Annotated in this window: 4 protein-coding genes; all 4 read right to left on the bottom strand. The window is 74.3% G+C overall.

Translation table 11 applies throughout. The features are described from left to right. Nucleotides 1–1,196: beta-ketoacyl synthase N-terminal-like domain-containing protein (locus E1300_RS38330; RefSeq protein WP_207400193.1), on the bottom strand; the 1,196-nt coding region annotated here is incomplete at its 3' end. Between the two features lies 1 nt (nt 1,197). Further along, nucleotides 1,198–5,025, bottom strand: coding sequence for a type I polyketide synthase (locus E1300_RS50635; RefSeq protein WP_165503182.1), 3,828 nt, complete (start codon nt 5,023–5,025; stop codon nt 1,198–1,200). Beyond that, on the bottom strand, nt 5,022–10,397 hold the full coding sequence (locus tag E1300_RS38305; protein ID WP_442316429.1) for a type I polyketide synthase: 5,376 nt from the start codon (nt 10,395–10,397) through the stop codon (nt 5,022–5,024). The genes E1300_RS50635 and E1300_RS38305 overlap by 4 nt, the downstream gene beginning before the upstream one ends. Continuing rightward, the coding region (locus E1300_RS38300; RefSeq protein ID WP_131762027.1) for a type I polyketide synthase at nt 10,394–16,555 on the bottom strand (6,162 nt) is incomplete at its 5' end. The genes E1300_RS38300 and E1300_RS38305, both read right to left, overlap by 4 nt.

The raw sequence follows: 16,555 nt of genomic DNA, 5'->3' as shown, positions 1-16,555 counted from the left end.
TTGAGGGCGTGGACCATTTTGATGATGGCGGCGATGCCGGCGGCTGCTTGGGTGTGGCCGATGTTGGATTTGATGGAGCCGAGGAATAGGGGCCGGTTTTGGGGGCGGTTGGTGCCGTAGGTGTTGTGGAGGGCGTGGGCTTCGATGGGGTCGCCGAGGGTGGTGCCGGTGCCGTGGGCTTCGACGGCGTCGATGTCTTGGGGTGAGAGGTGGGCGTTGGTGAGGGCGGTGCGGATGACGCGTTCCTGGGCGGGTCCGTTGGGTGCGGTGAGGCCGTTGCTGGCGCCGTCTTGGTTGATGGCTGAGCCGGGGATGACGGCCAGGATGTGATGGCCGTTGCGTTCGGCGTCCGCGAGCCGTTCGAGGAGGATGAGCCCGGCTCCTTCGCCCCACGCGGTGCCGTCGGCTGAGGCGGAGAAGGGTTTGCAGCGGCCGTCCGGTGCCAGGCCGCGCTGTCTGGAGAACTCGATGAAGGGCACCGGTGTGGCCATCACCGTCGCACCACCGGCCAGGGCCAGGGAGCATTCGCCACCGCGCAGCGCCTGGCAGGCCAGATGCACGGCGACCAGCGACGACGAGCAGGCCGTGTCCAGGGTCATCGCCGGGCCCGCGAGCCCGAGGCTGTAGGCGATCCGGCCCGAGGCCAGGCTTCCCATGGTCCCGGTCGCCAGGTGACCTTCCACGTCCTCAGGCGGCCGCTGCGGACACGACAGGTACTTGTGGTCGATGACGCCGGCGTAAACGCCGGTGGCGGTGCCGCGCACCGCGTCCGGGGCGATGCCGGCGTTCTCGAACGTCTCCCATGCGATCTCCAGCAGTTGGCGCTGTTGCGGGTCGGTCGCGAGGGCTTCGCGGGGGCTGATGCCGAAGAAGGCGGCGTCGAAGTCGGCGGCGTTGTGGAGGAATCCGCCGTGCCGGGTGTAGGAGGTGCCGGGGTGGTCGGGGTCGGGGTGGTAGAGGGCGTCGAGGTCCCAGCCCCGGTCGGTGGGGAACTCGGTGATGGCGTCGCGTCCTGCCGCCACCAGCTCCCAGAGGTCGTCGGGGGATTCGACCCCGCCGGGGAACCGGCACCCCATGCCGATGATCGCGATGGGTTCCGTCCGGGCCGCCTCCGCGTCGCGCAACCGCGACCGTGCCTCGCGCAGGTCGGAGGTGGCTCGTCTGAGGTAGGTGCGAAGCCGCTCTTCGTCGGCCATGTCAGCCCGTCCCGTTGTCGATTTCGGCGAAGATCTCTTCGTCCGTGGCGGACGTGAGGTCGGCGTTCCCGAGGTCGGCGGCCCGTCCGGCCGTGCCGTCGCCGGTCAGCCGGCGCAGGATCGCCTTGAGCCGCTCCTCGACGGTCCGGCACTCGGGCCGGGAGACGTCGATGCCGGTGACGGCCGCTTCGAGGGCGTCGAGGTGGGTGCGCAGCGCGGTGCCGTCGGCCGGGGCCAGCCGGGCGCGCAGGTGGCCGGCCAGTGCGGCCGGGGTGGGATGGTCGAAGACGAGGGTCGCCGGCAGCCGCTGTCCGATGGCGGCGCTCAGCCGGTTGCGCAGCTCGACCGCGGTCAGCGACTCCAGCCCGAGCTCGGCGAAGGCCCGGTCCGGTTCGACCAGCTCGGGTGCGGGGTAGCCGAGGGCCTCGGCGACGTGCCGGCGTACCAGTTCGAGCGGATCACCGATCCGCTCCGGACCGCCGACCCGGGGCTCGCGTGGTCGGGCCGGTCCGGGACGCGGCCCGGTCATGAGCAGGACGACCTTCCCGGTGTGCCGGGCGAGTGACAGATGCCGGAGCGCCTCGGACGCCTGGCGCGCGTCGAAGGCGGTGACCGGCAGCGGCTCGACCGCGCCCGCCGCGAACAGGTCGTGGAGTTCGGTCAGGATGCCGTGCACCCGGTCGAGGCCGGGATCGAGGAGGTCGAAGGACCGGTAGGTCACCCCGGGATGCTCGGCGGCCACCGCGCCGGGGTCGCGGACGTCGGTCTTGCCGAGCTCGACGAAGTGACCGCCGCACGGCAGGACGCGCAGCGACGCGTCCACCAGCGGCCCCGCCAGGCAGTTGACGACCACGTCCACCCCGGCGCCATCGGTTCCCCGCAGGATCGCGTCGGCGAACTCGTCGGAGCGCGACGACGCGATGTGGTCCGCGGGGACGCCCAGCTCGCGCAGCCGGTCCCACTTCGGCTCACCGGCGGTCGCGTAGACCTCCGCACCGAGATGCCGGGCGAGCTGAAGGGCGGCCATGCCCACCCCGCCGGTGGCGGCATGGATCAGCACCCGCTGCCCGGCCGTGAGCCCTGCCAGGTCCACCAGGGCGTAGTAGGCGGTTATGAAGGCGATCGGCACGCCGGCGGCCTCGGCGTACGACCAGGAGTCCGGGATCCGGCTGAGCAGCCGGTGGTCGGTGACGACCACCGGTCCGATGCCGTCCGCGAGCATGCCGGTCACCCGGTCGCCGGGGGCGAGCCCGGTCACGTCCGCGGCGACCGCCTCCACCACCCCCGCGCCCTCGCCGCCCGGCGGCCGCGGATCGTCGACCAGCCCGAGCCCGACGACGACGTCACGGAAGCTCAGCCCGCCCGCGTGCAGCCGGAGCCGCACCTGCCCATCGGCCAGTTCCCGGACCGGCGTGTAGGGCTCCGGTCCCAGGGTCCCCTCGCCGGTGTGGACGAGCCGCCACGAAGCCGCCGGTCCGCCCGGCCAGTAACGCTCGCGGGCGAACGGGTACGTGGGCAGCACCACCCGCCGGGGTACGGGTCCGGAACGCAGCGCGTCCCATGCCACGGCGACCCCTCTGACGTACAGCTCGGCCGCCGAGGTGAGGAAGCGCTGAGGGCCGTCGTCGGTGCGGCTCAGTGACCCGATCGCCAGTCGGCCGTTCCCGTCCACGACTCCGCGGATCATGTCGGCATGGATCGCGTCCGGGCCGACCTGGACGAACACCGTGTATCCGGCCTCGGCCAGTTCGCGTACCGACCGTTCCAGCGCGGCGGGGTCGGAGGTCCGCTCGTCACCGGCGGTGAGGGCCTTGACCCCGTCGTCCAGGCCGAGTGCCCCGTCGGCGCAGGCGGCGGCGACCTCACCGTCGCCCGCGCCGAGCACGGCCTCCGGTTCGACGCCCGCCGACCGCCAGAGGTGTGCGAGCGAAACCATGACGGCGAAGCGGGCCGCCCGGGCGGCGTCGGGCCGGTCGATCGCGGGAGCGTCCGGTGCTCCAGCGAGGACGTCGATCAGCGACCAGCCGGTGATGGGACGCAGGGCCGCCGCGCATTCGCGCAGCCGCTGGGCGAAGGCCGGAAACGCCTCGAACAGGCGCATCCCCATGCCGGACCACACCTCGGCGCCCGCGGGGAAGACGAAGGCGATCTTCGGGGCCGGCTCGGCGGTGCCCGTGACCGTACCGACCGTCTCCAGACCGCGCAGCACCTCGGCGCGATCCGTGCCGACGACCACCGAGCGGTGCCGCAGACGGGCGCGGCCGACCGTCAGCGTGTACGCGACCTCGGCGAGGCCCAGCTCGGGACGCCTGCCGAGATCGTCGCGGAGCCGGCGGGCCTGGCTGCGCAGGGCCCCGACGGTGCTCGCCGAGAGCGGCAGCGCGACGGGGTCCGGGCGCGGTGGTCCGGTCCCGGGGCCGGGTTCGGCCCCGGGTTCCGGCTCGGCCTGCTCCAGGATGAGGTGGGCGTTGGTGCCGCTGATCCCGAAGGAGGAGACGGCGGCGCGGCGGGGCCGCCCGGCGTCCGGCCAGCGGACCGCCTCGGTCAGCAGCCGCAGGTGCCCGCCGGCCCAGTCGATGTGCGGCGACGGCCGGTCGATGTGCAGGCTCTGGGGCAGCAGCCCGCGGCGCATCGCCAGGACCGTCTTCATGACCCCGGCGACCCCCGCGCCCGCCTGGGTGTGGCCGAGGTTGGACTTGACCGAACCCAGGTAGAGAGGCCGCTCGGCGGTGTGGTCCCGGCCATAGGCGGCCAGCAGCGCGTGCGCCTCGACCGGGTCGCCCAGGGACGTGCCGGTGCCGTGCGCCTCCACCGCGTCGATCTGGTCCGCGGTGAGCCGGGCGTCGGCCAGGGCCCGGCGGATCACGTTCTGCTGCGCGGGACCGCTGGGGGCCGACAGCCGCCCGCTGGCCCCGTCCTGGTTGATCGCGCCGCCGCGTACCACCGCGAGCACCCGGTGCCCGTGGGAGCGGGCGTCCGCCAGCCGTTCCAGCAGCAGCAGCCCGACGCCCTCGCTCCACCCCGTACCGTCGGCGGCCGCGGCGAACGGCTTGCAGCGGCCGTCCGGTGCGAGGCCGCGCTGCCGGGAGAACTCGACGAACACGGTCGGGGTGGCCAACACCGTCGCCCCGCCCGCCAGCGCGAGGTCGCAGTCGCCGTCGCGCAGGGCCCTGACGGCCAGATGCACGGCCACCAGCGACGACGAGCAGGCCGTGTCGATGGTGAGGGCCGGCCCCTCCAGCCCGAAGGTGTAGGCGACCCGGCCCGACGCGATGCTCGCCGCGCTGCCCGAACCGAGGAATCCCTCCACTTCCGACTGGGCGGAGGCGAGCCGGGTCGCGTAGTCGCCGTACATGATTCCGGTGAACACCCCGGTGGGAGTGCCGCGCAGTTCCGTCGGGGCGATGCCGGCGTTCTCCAGCGTCTCCCACGTGACCTCCAGCAGTTGGCGCTGTTGCGGGTCGGTCGCGAGGGCTTCGCGGGGGCTGATGCCGAAGAAGGCGGCGTCGAAGTCGGCGGCGTTGTGGAGGAATCCGCCATGCCGGGTGTAGGAGGTGCCGGGGTGGTCGGGGTCGGGGTGGTAGAGGGCGTCGAGGTCCCAGCCCCGGTCGGTGGGGAACTCGGTGATGGCGTCGCGTCCTGCCGCCACCAGCTCCCAGAGGTCGTCGGGGGATTCGACCCCGCCGGGGAACCGGCACCCCATGCCGATGATCGCGACCGGCTCGTGCGCCGCGCCGGCGAGCCGCCGGTTGCGGTCGCGCAGGCGCTCGTTCTCCAGGAGGGCGGCGCGGAGCGCCTCGACCACCCGGTCCGGGGCTGTGTCCATCATCGGTCCTCAGTCGGTGGGGTCATCGCCATCCGTACGAGATCGGCGACGCCGGCCGTCTCGATCGCGTCCCGTCGGCCGTCGCTCCGGTCGGCGTCCGCTCGGCCCGCGAGCCGGGTCAGCACGTCCAGCAACCCGGCCTCGCGCAGTCGGCTCAGCGGGATGGCCGCGATCGCCGCCCGCAGCGGCTCGTCCCGATCGCCGTCCCGGTCTCCGGCGTCCGGTACGAGCACGGTCGCGAGGTGGTCGGCGAGCGCGTCCGGAGTCGGATGATCGAAGATCAGCGTGGTGGGCAGCCGGAGCGCGGTCGCGGTGCTGACGCGGTCGCGCAGTTCGAGGGCGGCCAGCGAGTCGAAGCCCATGTCGAGGAACCCTCGTCCCGGCTCGATCGCCGACGCCGAGTCGTGTCCGAGGGCGGCGGCCGCCGCGGCCCGCACGACACCGAGCAGGGTACGCCGCCGATCCGGGCCGGAACCGGCGGCCAGCCGCCTGCGCAGCGCGGCCACAGCGCCGTCCCCCGGCTCGGCCACCCGCCGCTTCCGCCGCTTGACGCCGAGCACGACCGGATCACGGCAGGTCAGTGCGGTGTCGAGCAGCGCGAGCGCGGCCGGAGTGGAGAGCGGGTCGACGCCGGCGTTCTGGAGGCGCCGGTGGTCGGCCTCGGTGAGATGGCGGGTCATGGCGGACGTCTCGCTCCACAGGCCCCAGGCGATGCTGGTCGCGGGCAGCCCGTGGGCACGGCGGTCCTGGGCGAGCGCGTCGAGATAGCTGTTGGCCGCGGCGTAGTTGGCCTGGCCGGGGGAGCCGAGGACTCCGGCCAGCGAGGAGAACAGGATGAGGTTGGCCTGGGGGACGAGGCGGTGGAGGTTCCACGCCGTGTCGACTTTGGGCCGCAGGACCGCATGCAGCCGGTCGGGGTCGAGGCGGGTGAGGGCGCCGTCGTGCAGCACTCCGGCCGCATGGACGACGGCGGTGAGCGGGTGCTCGGCCGGGATGCCGGCGATGAGCGCGGCGAGCGCGTCGGGGTCCGCGGTGTCGCAGGCGACGGTGGTGATCGTGGTGTCCGTGGTGTCGGTGGTGTCCGTGGTGTTGGCGGTGTCGGTGGTGGCCGTGTCGGCCGTGCCCGTGGTGACGGGCGCGTGTCGGCCGGCCAGAACCAGATGGCGTACGCCGTGCCGGGTGACGAGGTGATCGGCCACGAGCGAGCCGAGGGTCCCGGTTCCGCCGGTGATCAGTACCGTCCCCTCCGGACCGAGACCGGGCGAGTCGCCGTCCGCGGCGACCGGGCGCAGCGGGCCGGGCCGATGCGCCCGGCCTTCGCGGAGTACGAGCTGCGGCTCGTCCGCCGCGGGTACGGCGAGCAGCGCCGCGCGCGAGGCCGCCGAGTCGTCGGTGTCGAGGAGGACGAACTGGCCGGGATGCTCGGCCTGCGCCGAACGGACCAGGCCCCACACGGTCGAGGCCGCCAGGTCCGCCACCGTGTCGCCCGGGACCGCGGCGATCGCGCCCTGGGTCATGATGACGAGCCGGGAATCGAGCAGCCGGTCGTCGGCCAGCCACTCCCGCAGCATCTCCAGCACGCGATGGGCGACGTCGTGCGCGGCGGCGGGCCCCGAGCCGTCCGAGACCACCGGGGCGAACACCACGCGGGGAGCCGGCCCGCCGCCGTTCCGCAGGGCGGCCGGCCCGGAGTGCTCACGAAGAGCCGTCCCCAGCGTGCCGATCACCGCGCAGTCGGCGGGCGCTGCCGATTCACCGAGTCCGTCCAGGGCCTCCCAGGTCGGACGCAGCAGCTCGCCATCGTTCAGGGCGGCCGAGCGGCCGGGTCGATCGGCGGAGACCGGCCGCAGGGCGAGCGACCCGATGTCCGCCACCGCCGCCCCGCTCTCGTCGGTCAGCGCCACCGTGACCTCGCCGGACCCGGCTCCGGTGAACCGCGCCCGCACGACACGGCCACCGGTCCCGAACCGGCTGACATCGGACCAGGAGAACGGGAGCGCCGTGCCCTCCGGGGCGAACGGATCGAGCCCGAGTGTGTGGAGCGCGGCGTCCAGCAGCGCCGGATGGAGCAGGAAACCCGCCGGATCGACCCGCTCGGGCAGCCGTACCTCGGCGTGAACCTCCGGGCCGCGCCGCCACGCCGCGGACAGCCCGCGGAAGGCGGGACCGTAGGTCAGGCCCAGGTCGGCGAGCCGGTCGTAGTGGCCGGTGAGGTCGACGGGGACCGAGCTTCCGGGCGGCCATGACGCCTCGGTCCCGGCCGGTGGCGCGGAGCCCGGGGCCAGCGAGCCGACGGCGTGGTCGGTCCACGATCCGTCCGTCCGGGCGCGGATCGTGACCGCCACCTCACCTTTCTCGGCGGGTGGGCCGGTGACGAGCTGGACCGGGACCGGCTTCCGCTCCGGGACCGTGAGCGGGGCCACGATCGTCAGCTCCGCGACCCGGCCGAGATCCAGGGCGTCGGCCGCCGCGAGGGCCAGCTCGACGAAGGCGCTGCCCGGCAGGATCACCGAGCCGAGGACGGTGTGGTCGGCCAGCCACGGCTGCGCGGCGCGGGACACGACCCCGCTGAAGATCCGGCCGCCGTCCGGGGTGTCGATCACGGTGCGCAGCAGCGGATGCCCGATCGGCGTCTGCCCGAGGGCCGCCGGATCCGCCGTGTCCGCCGCCGCGAGCCAGTAGCGGCGGCGCTGGAAGGCGTACGCCGGCAGCGGGACCGGTTCGGCACCGCCCGGCGGCGGGCCCGGCAGGCGTACGTGCGCGCCCCGGCAGTGCAGCCGGCCCAGCGCGACCAGGAACGCGTCGCGTTCGGGACGGTTGCGGCGCAGCGTCGGGATCAGCGCGATGTCGTGCCCGTCGAGGCCCCTCGCGGCCATCGTCGTGAGCGCCGTGCCCGGACCGACCTCCAGGCAGGAGGCGATACCCTCGCCGGCCAGCCGCCGGATCCCGTCCAGGAACCGCACGGTCTCCCGCATGTGCCGGACCCAGTACTCCGGCGTGCACAGGTCCGTGTCGGACCCGCCGGCCAGCAGCGGCACCACCGGGATGCTCGGCCGGCGGTAGTCGAGGCCCTCCGCGATCCGGCGGAACCGGGGGAGCAGCTCGTCCACGTGCGGCGAGTGGAAGGCGCCGCTGACCGGGAGCCGCCGGGTGCGATGCCCCCGCCCGCGCAGGCGCTCACCGATCCGGGCCACCGCGTCCTCGTCGCCGGCCAGCACCACGGTGGCGGGTCCGTTGACGGCGGCCAGCCCGACCTGGCCGGGCTCACCGTCGAGCATGGCCAGGACCGCCGATTCGGCGGCGTCCACCGCCAGCATCGTCCCCGCGGGCAGCTCGTCCATGAGCTGCCCGCGCGCGGCGACCAGCGCGCACGCGTCGGCCAGATCGAGGACGCCGGCGACATGCGCGGCCACGAGTTCGCCGATCGAGTGCCCCAGGAGCCGGTCCGGACGCACATCGCAGGACTCCAGCAGCCGGTAGAGGGCGAGCTCGACGGCGAACAGCGCGGGCTGCGTGTAGCGAGTCCGGCCGAGCGTGCGCCCGTCCGCGGAGTGGACGACATCGCGGAGCGCGCGGTCGAGGTGCGGTTCGAACGCGGCGCACACGCGGTCGAACTCCGCGGCGAAGCCGGGGAACGCCTCGTAGAGCTCCCGGCCCATCCCCGGCCATTGCGCGCCCTGACCGGGGAACAGCATCGCGACGCCGCCCGCCGCGGCCGTGCCGCGGGCGACGCCGGGTCCGCCCCTCCCGTCTGCCAGGGCGGTCAGCCCGTCCGCGAGGTCCCCGTGCCCGTCCGCGAGGACGACGGCCCGATGGCGGAGCAGGGCGCGGCCGGTCGCCAGGGTGGACGCGACGCCGGCGAGGTCGGCGTCGGCGGTCAGCCAGCCGGCGAGCCGCTGGGCCTGGGCCCGCAACGCGGGTTCCGTCGCCGCCGACAGCCGGAAGGCCAGCGGCCCCTCGTGCGCCGGCGCGCGCCTGCTTCCGGCGGTGGGCGGCTGTTCGAGCAGAAGGTGCGCGTTGGTGCCGCTGACACCGAAGGACGAGACGGCGGCCCGCCGGATCTCCCCGGTGTCCGGCCAGGGAACGTTCTCGGTGAGCAGTCTCAGCGGGCCCGACGACCAGTCGATGTGCGGGGTGGGCTCGGCGGCGTGCAGCGTCCTGGGCAGGATGCCGTGTCGCAGGGCCATCACCGTCTTGATGACCCCGGCGACGCCCGCGGCCGCCTGCGTGTGCCCGATGTTCGACTTCACCGAGCCGAGGTAGAGCGCCCGGCCGGCGGGGCGGCCGGTGCCGTAGACGGCTAGCAGCGATCGGGCCTCGATGGGATCGCCGAGGGCGGTGCCGGTGCCATGCGCCTCGACCGCGTCGATCTGGTCGGGTGACAGTCCGGCACTGGCCAGGGCGCGGCGGATCACGCTCTCCTGGGCCGGGCCGTGCGGAGCCGTCAGACCGTTGCTGGCTCCGTCCTGGTTGACCGCGCTGCCGCTGACCAGCGCCCAGACGCGGTGACCGTTGCGGCGTGCGTCGGACAACCGCTCCAGTACGAGCAGGCCGGCCCCTTCGGCCCAGGCGGTGCCGTCCGCGGCGGCCCCGAACGACTTGCAGCGGCCGTCGGGAGCCAGCCCGCGCTGCCGGGAGAACTCGACGAACACGGTGGGGGTGGCCAGCACCGTGACCCCGCCGGCCAGCGCCAGGTCGCACTCGCCCGCCCGCAGCGCGTTGCGGGCCAGGTGCGCCGCGGTGAGCGACGACGAGCAGGCCGTGTCGACGGTGACCGCGGGCCCGTGGAGGCCGAAGGAGTAGGCGACGCGGCCGGACGCCACCGATCCAGCGCTGCCGATCAGGAGATGCCCTTCCAGATCGGCCGGGACCTGGCGCAGGCGGCTTCCGTAGTCGTTGAACATCACTCCGGTGAACACGCCCGTCGAGCTGCCGCGCAGCGAGGTCGGGGCGATGCCCGCGTGCTCCAGCGCGGACCAGGCCACCTCCAGCAGCAGGCGCTGCTGCGGATCGATCGTCCGGGCCTCGCGCGGGCCTATGCCGAACAGCTCGGCGTCGAACTCGGCCGCGTCGTACAGGAAGCCGCCGTGCCGGGTGTACGAGGTGCCGGTCCGAGCGGGATCCGGGTCGTAGAGATCGTCCAGGGCCCAGCCGCGGTCCGTGGGGAAGGGGCCGATCGCGTCCAGGCCCTCGGCCACGAGATCCCACAGCTCGTCCGGGGTGCCGACGCCGCCGGGGAACCGGCAGCCCATGCCGACGATCGCGATCGGCTCGGCCTCGGAGGCGGGCCGGTCACTTGCGGCGCGGAGCCTGGCGTTCTCTTTCAGCGCCGCGCGCAGCGCGGTGACCAGGATCGGATCCGGTTCGCTCATCACGCTGTCCCGTCGTCGTGCTCGCCGGGGACGGCGTCGCCCAGCGCCAGGCGGACGAGGCCGTCGGCGTCCAGGCTGTCGATCGGGTCGCTGCCGGCCGCGTCGGTGTCGATCGGGTCGGTGTCGATCGGGTCGGGGAGCAGGCCGTGCAGGTGATCGGCCAGGGCCTCCGGGGTCGGATGGTCGAAGATCAGCGTGGCCGGCAACGGGAGGCCGGTCGCGGAGGCGAGCCGGCTGCGCAGCTCGACCGCCATCAGTGAGTCGAAGCCCAGGTCCTGGAAGGGGCGCCGCGGATCCACGGTGCCCGGCGCGCCGCCCATCACGAGCGCGGCCTCCGCGCCCACCAGCCGTTCGAGCCGTCGGCGTCGCTCCGCGACCGGCAACCCGGCGAGCCCCGCGGCCTGATCGGGACCGGGCGGTGCCTGGGGGCGACGGGTGCGGGGGTCCTCGAACGCCGCCGGGACGACGACGGGATCCGGCATCACGCTGGCGGTATCGAAGAGGCCGAGGGCACGCTCCCGGTCGAGCGGGGACAGGCCGATGCGCCGCAGGCGCTCCTTGGCGCCCTCGGCGAGCCGTCCCGCCATGCCGCCGGCCTCCGCCCAGGGGCCCCAGGCCAGCGATGTCGCGGGCAGGCCCAGCCGGTGCCGCCTCCGGGCCAGGGCGTCGAGAGCGGCGTTGGCCGCGGCGTACGCGCCCTGCCCCGGCGTGCCCAGGATGCCGGCCGCCGACGAGAACAGCACGAACGCCGTGACGGGATACCGCTGGGTGAGCTCGTCCAGGTGAACGGCTGCGTCGATCTTGGGCCGGAGGACCCGGTCGAGCCGCTCGCCGTCCAGCGAGGTGACGACCGCGTCCTGGAGGACCCCGGCGGTGTGCACGACCGCCGTGAGGGGCCGGTCGGCGGGGATCTGCCCGAGCAGGCCGGCCAGGGCCGGGCCGTCCGCGACGTCACAGGCCGCGATGGACACCTCGGCGCCGAGCGCACCGAGGTCCTCCGCCAGTGCGGCCGCTCCGGGCGCCGCCGGGCCGCGCCTGCTGGCGAGGAGGAGACGGCGTACGCCATGCCGCTTCGCGAGATGCCGGGCGATCACCGAGCCGAGCGCGCCGGTGCCACCGGTGATCAGGACGGTGCCCTCGGCGGTGAACGGCGACCCGGCCTCCGCGGCGGGCAGGCTTTCGAGAGCCGGGGCGTACGGCCGTCCGTTCCGCAGGGCGAGCTGGTCGTGGTCCTCGGCGTCGACCGCGGCGGAGGCGTCGTCGAGGTCGACGAGGCCGAAGCGGCCCGGGTACTCGTTCTGCGCCGAGCGGACCAGCCCCCAGACCGCGGCCGCGGACAGGCTCACCGGATCGCCGGGCGACACGGCCACCGCGCCCCGGGTCGTGATCACCAGCCGGGACGGACCCGCGGCGGCGAGCCAGTCCTGGAGCAGCTCACGGACGCGCTGGGTCGCGGCATGGACGTCGGTCGCCGGCGACGGAGCGGCGACCACGGCCGGCCCGGAACCGGCGGCGATACGCGTCCGAAGTGACTCGCCGGAACCGAGGTCGTCCATCAGCGGCAGCGGGCCCTTGGCCGTCGGGCCGGGCACGTCCACCGGCCGCCAGACGACGTGGAGCAGGTCCCCGGGCGGCTTGGGGGCGAGCCGCTCGGCGGAGACCGGCCGCAGGGTCACCGACTCCACCGTGGCCACCGGCCGCCCGGCGAGGTCGAAGAGCTCCATCAGCAGGCCATGCGGCCCGCTCGGCGCCAGCCGTACCCGCACCTCGCGCGTCCCGGCCCCGTGCAGCGCCACGCCCGTCCAGGTGAAGGGAATGCGCGGCCGCTCGGTCGCCGCACCACGGTCGGCCAGCAGCCCGTCCGCGTCACCGGCCGCCCCCAGTGCGTGCATCGACGCGTCCAGGAGGGCCGGGTGCGGGGTGAACAGCTCCGGCCGCACATGGTCGTGGTCGGGCAGCCGCACCTCGGCGAAGATCTCGGTGCCCTCGCGCCAGGCCGCGCGCATCCCGCGGAAGACCGGGCCCCACCGGTAGTACCGCTTCGCCGCGTACTCGTCGTAGAAGCCGGCCAGGTCGAGCGGCACCGCGGCGGCGGGCGGCCATGCGTCCGGTGCGGTCCCGGCGGGGGAGCGTCCGGTGGAGAGGACTCCGGTGGCGAGCGGCAGCCAGGATTCCCGGGCCGGGCGGCAGCGGAGCGTGAACCGCCGCTCCCCGGCATCGTCGGCCGGGCCGAGGCGGAGCTGGAGTTCGACGGCCGAATCCGCGGTGAGGACGAGCGGCGACTCGTGGACGAGTTCGGCGATCAGATCACACCCGGCCTGGCGGCCCGCCCATGCGGTCAGCTCCAGGAAGGTCACGCCCGGCACCAGGACGCGGTCGAGGACCTGGTGGTCGGCGAGCCAGGGCTGCGTCGCGCGGGAGAGCCCTCCGAGGAACAGGACACCGCCGTCGTCCAGCTCGATCACGCGGTCGACCATCGGATGCCCGGTGCGGTCCGCCGCGGGCGCCGGAGGCGGCGCGGGCGCCGGCCAGAAGCGCCGGTGCTCGAACGGGTACGTCGGCACCTCGGCGATGCCGGTGCCGCCGCGCAGCGCCGGGTGCGGGGCCCAGTCGACGGCCGTGCCGCCCACGTGCGCATGCGCCAGCGCGGCGAGGAGCGTCGGCCCGTCCGGCCGGTTCCTGCGCAGCATCGGTACAGCGCCGGCGACGTACGGCGTGAGGACGGCGTCGGGTCCCATCTCCAGCGAGCGGGTGACGCCGAGCCGGGCGAGGGCGCGGGCCGCGTCGGCGAACCGGACGGTCTCCCGCAACTGCCGTACCCAGTAGGCCGGGTCCGTGAGCTCCTCGACGGTGGCCGGCTCCCCGGTCAGCGCCGACACGATCGGGATGACGGGCCGTCGGTAGGTCACCGACTCCGCGACGGCCTGGAACTCCTTGAGGACGTCGTCCATGAGAGGGGAGTGGAAGGCCCGGTCGGTCGCCAGCGGCTTGGCCCGGTATCCCAGGGCGGCGACCTGCGCCTGGACCTCCTCGACCTCGGCCCGGACGCCGGAGATGACGACGGAGGCCCGCCCGTTCACGGCCGCGAGGGAGACGCCGGGCGTGAGCAGCGGGAGGACCGCCTCTTCCTCGGCCTCTACCGCGAGCATCATGCCTTCGGCGGCCTTCTGCATGAGCCGGGCCCGGGCGGTGATGAGTTCGCAGGCGTCGGCGAGGTCCCAGAGTCCGGCGACGTGGGCCGCGGTGAGCTCGCCGAGGGAGTGCCCGGTGAGGTAGTGGGGGTGAATGCTGTGGTGCTGTGCGGTGCGGGTGAGGGCGACGCTGATGGCGAAGAGCGCCGGTTGGGCGTTGGCGGTGTGGCGCAGATGCGCGGGGTCGGTGAGGACGGCGCGGAGAGGCGGGGCGAGGTGCGGCTGGAGCGCTTCGGCCACCTGGTCGAGGGTCGCGGCGTAGGCGGGGTGAGTGGCGTAGAGGTGCTGGCCCATGTCGGGGTACTGGGTGCCTTGCCCGCTGTAGATGAACGCGGTCTTCCCAGGCTGGACGGTGCCCTCGCGCAGGTTCGGGGCGGGCCGGTCTTCGGCGAGGGCGTGCAGGCCGTGCAGTGCTTCGGTCCGGTCGCCGGCGATGACGACACCGCGATGGTCGAAGGTGGCGCGCCGGGTGGCGAGAGTACGGGCGGCGGCGGTGAGGTCGAGACCGGGATGGTCGGCGAGGTGGTCGTGCAGTCGTCGGGCCTGGGCTCGCAGAGCCGTTTGGGTCTTGGCCGTCAGCACCAGTGGCACCGATTCCGGTGCGTCCGGTGCGTCCGGTGCGGTCTGTGTGCTATCGGGGGGTTGTTGGAGGATGAGGTGGGCGTTGGTGCCGCTGATGCCGAAGGAGGAGATGGCGGCGGTGCGGGGGTGGTCGGTGGCGGGCCAGTCTGTTGGCCGGGTGAGGAGTTTGAGGCCGCTGCTGTTCCAGTCGATGTGGGGGGTTGGTTGGGTGATGTGCAGGGTTTGTGGGAGGAGTCGGTGTTTGAGGGCGTGGACCATTTTGATGATGGCGGCGATGCCGGCGGCTGCTTGGGTGTGGCCGATGTTGGATTTGATGGAGCCGAGGAATAGGGGCCGGTTTTGGGGGCGGTTGGTGCCGTAGGTGTTGTGGAGGGCGTGGGCTTCGATGGGGTCGCCGAGGGTGGTGCCGGTGCCGTGGGCTTCGACGGCGTCGATGTCTTGGGGTGAGAGGTGGGCGTTGGTGAGGGCGGTGCGGATGACGCGTTCCTGGGCGGGTCCGTTGGGTGCGGTGAGGCCGTTGCTGGCGCCGTCTTGGTTGATGGCTGAGCCGGGGATGACGGCCAGGATGTGATGGCCGTTGCGTTCGGCGTCCGAGAGCCGTTCGAGGAGGATGAGCCCGGCTCCTTCGCCCCACGCGGTGCCGTCGGCTGAGGCGGAGAAGGGTTTGCAGCGGCCGTCCGGTGCGAGGCCGCGTTGTCTGGAGAACTCGATGAAGGGAAGCGGGGTGGCCATGACGGCCGCGCCGCCGGCGAGTGCGAGGGTGCATTCTCCGGTGCGCAGGGCTTGGCAGGCCAGATGTACGGCGACCAGGGATGAGGAGCAGGCGGTGTCGACGGTGATGGCCGCGCCTTCCAGCCCGAGGCTGTAGGCGATCCGACCGGACGCCACACTCGGCGTGCCACCGGTGATCATGTAGCCCTCGGCCTCGGGCGCGGGCCGCCCGGCGCCGTAGCCCTGCGCGGAGACGCCGGCGTACACGGCCGTGTCCGTGCCCCGCAGCGTGGCCGGGGCGATGCCGGCGTGTTCGAGCGTCTCCCACGCGATCTCCAGCAGTACCCGCTGCTGCGGGTCGATCGCCTGCGCCTCCCGTGGCGTGATGCCGAAGAACGCCGCGTCGAAGCCCGCGGCATCGTCCAGGAACCCGCCCCGGGGCGGCAGGCCGCCGAGGTCCCACCCCCGATCGGCGGGGAACGCGGACAGCCCCTCGCGACCTTCGGCGACCAGCCGCCACAGGTCGTCCGGGGAGCCGACGCCGCCGGGGAACCGGCATCCCATGCCGACGATGGCGATCGGCTCGCCGCGTGCCGTACCGGTCGCGACCGTACGTGCCGGGACAGGACGCTCGTCGCCGAACAGTTCGGCGTGGAGCAGATCGGCCACCGCCGCCGGGGTCGGGTGGTCGAAGACCAGCGTGGACCGCAGCGGTAGTCCGGTGCCGGCGGCGAGGGCCGCGCTGAACTCGACGGCCATCAGGGAGTCGAAGCCGAGCCGCTTGAACGGCAGGTCCGGGTCGGCCGATCCGCCGGTGACCGCGGTGGCATGGCTGAGGACCAACTGTGTCAGTTCGGCATGGCGTTCGGGAGAGGGCAACGCCGCCAGCCGGCCCCGGAGCGATCCGGTGGCATCGGCGTCCGGGGCCGTCCCCCCGGCCCTGGGCATCTCGGCGAGCAGAGGGCGTGGCCGGGCCAGGGTGAAGACCGGAAGGAAACGCGCCCAGTCGACGTCCGCGACGGTCAGGCAGGTCTCGTCATCGTCCAGGGCCTGCTGGAGCAGGCGCAGGCAGCTCTCGGGAGGCAGCGGGGCCAAGCCGTGCCCGGCCAGCCGGCGCGCGAGATCAGCCGAGCCCGCCATGCCCTCGCCGGCCCACGGGCCCCAGGCGATCGACATCGCCGGGCGGCCCCTCCCGCGGCGGTGCTCCGCCAGGGCGTCGAGGCAGGCGTTGGCCGCCGCGTACCCCGACTGGTCGACGCCGCCCCAGACGCCCGCGACGGAGGAGAACGAGACGAACGCCTCCAGCGGCTCCGTGCCGAGTACCTCGTCGAGAAGGGCCGCACCGGCCGCCTTGGCGCCGGCTTCGGCGAGATCGGCGACGGTCGTGTCGGGCAGAGCCGCCAGCCGGTTGATCCCGGCGAGATGGAAGACGGCTCGGATCGGCCCGTGTTCCGCCCGTACCCGATCCACCAGAGCGGTGAGCTCCGCTCGGTCGGCCGCGTCGCAGGCCGCGACCGTGACCGTCGCGCCCAGCTCGCGCAGCTCCGCGGTGAGCTCCGCCGCGCCCGGCGCACGGGGCCCGCGCCGGCTGGTCAGGACCAGGTGCCGCGCACCGCCGCCGGCCAGCCAGCGGGCGACGCGGGCGCCGAGCGCACCGGTGCCGCCGGTGATCAGTAC

This window comes from Actinomadura fibrosa (genome assembly GCF_900659615.1).
Classification (GTDB): domain Bacteria; phylum Actinomycetota; class Actinomycetes; order Streptosporangiales; family Streptosporangiaceae; genus Spirillospora; species Spirillospora fibrosa.
Note: the sequence above shows the minus strand (reverse complement) of the source record. Positions and strands in the feature narration are given on the sequence as shown.